We start from the raw sequence: 1,580 nt of genomic DNA, 5'->3' as shown, positions 1-1,580 counted from the left end.
GGATTCAGATGCACGGCATGTATGCGCTTCCAGTTGCGGGTGGGGCCTTTCCAGCGCAGCGGGTTACGCTGCCGTGCAGTCTCGTAGAGCGCTGCACGTCGATCCAGGATGTCCTGATCGAGATTGGCATGACGCTGGGCTGGCGTCACGAACCGGATCGCGCTGTGACGATGTTCGTGGTTGTACCAGCGCACCAACCCGGCAACCCAGGTACGTGCGGCGAACAGGGTATCGAACAACGCCTCCAGCGGATAAGCGGGCCGGTACTTCAGCGTTTTGAACAACGATTCCGAATAGGGATTGTCGTTGCTCACGCCCGGACGACTCAATGACGGCATAACGCCCAGCGCCTGCAAGGTGGCCAGCATCGTGGCGCCCTTCATCGGACCACCGTTATCGGAATGCAGAATGACCTGGTTGGGCTGTATTGCTTCACGCGCACAGAGATCCTTGAGTACCTCGCTGGCCTGGGCGCTGCTCTCTTCGGCATAGACCTGCCAGCCGACAATCATGCGGCTAAACACGTCCATAAACAGATACAGATAGAAATACTGCCCACGAACCGCCGCCGGCAGGTAAGTGATATCCCAGCTGTAGAGCTGGTTCGGCGCGTCGGCACAGACCGCGCGCGGCTTGCTGCGCACGGTCGTCGGGCGTTCACTGCGCCGGTGTGCGAGTTGCTTCTCCTCGCGCAGTACCCTGTAGAAGGTCGATTCCGAGGCGATGTAGCGTTGCTGGTCAGCCAGGCGTGGAACGATCTGGCTCGGCGGCAGATGACCGAATTCGGCTGAGTTCGCGACAGCCAGCAATTCGGCACGTTCGGCAGCGCTCAGCTTGTGAGGTGGCTCAAAGCAGCGTAACGAGCGCCCATCCACCGCGTCAGGCTCTGCGCCCTGCCAGCGCTGTACCGTCCGGGCGCTCAGCCCCAGCACCTCACACGCGCGTGCCTGGCGAGCACCGCCCATGGTCGCCTCGCTGATCAAACCAATCAATGTTTTGCGCTCTTCGAGGGCCGTCATTCGGCCTCGTCCCCGAACAGCGCACGATACTTTTTTTGCAGCACCAGCAGCGCCGCGGCTTCAGCCAGCGCTTTCTCCTTGCGGTTCAATTCGCGCTGCAGTTGCATATTGGCATGCTTCAGTTCACGGACTTCCTGGGCGCTCTCGCGCCGGCCTCCGGTCCCGCCGGCGGCGCAGAAGTCCGCGCGCCATTGCTCGAGATGATGGACAAACAGGCCCCGTTCACGACACCACGCGTTCAGGGCCTCGTCGACCAGCCCATGGCTCTGCTGCAAGGCCAGCAGGCGCTCTTCCAACGACCAGTCTTCCGGACGTTTTGCGTGTCCGGATCCATCGCCCCGGGTCGATGCAGCGGCACCTTTCATCCAGTTCTTCAAGGTCATTACGTTCATGTTCAATTCATCGGCCACGGATCCGATGGTGCGACTTCCGCGGTGAAAGACCTTCAATAGCGCCTGCTCTTTAAACTCGACAGAATACGTTTGTTTCACCATCAACTTGCACCTCTGATCTCTTTAAATCAAGAAAATTCAGAGGCGACATCTATTGTGACGCAGGGGG

1 protein-coding gene is annotated in these 1,580 nt (G+C 60.0%); it reads right to left on the bottom strand.

Annotated features, from left to right (window positions below):
* Window positions 1-1,510, bottom strand: a protein-coding gene (locus P0D89_RS52750) for an IS3 family transposase (RefSeq protein WP_408379589.1) whose coding sequence is annotated in 2 segments (ribosomal slippage) — window positions 1-1,030 and window positions 1,030-1,510 — 1,511 coding nt annotated over the 2 segments. Because the reading frame shifts where the segments join, the coding sequence is not laid out codon by codon here. This gene is flagged as partial in the annotation.
* Window positions 1,511-1,580 lie beyond the last annotated feature (70 nt).

This window comes from Paraburkholderia sp. RL18-085-BIA-A (assembly GCF_046027075.1).
Lineage (GTDB): Bacteria > Pseudomonadota > Gammaproteobacteria > Burkholderiales > Burkholderiaceae > Paraburkholderia.
This window is presented reverse-complemented; position numbering and strand designations above follow the sequence as displayed.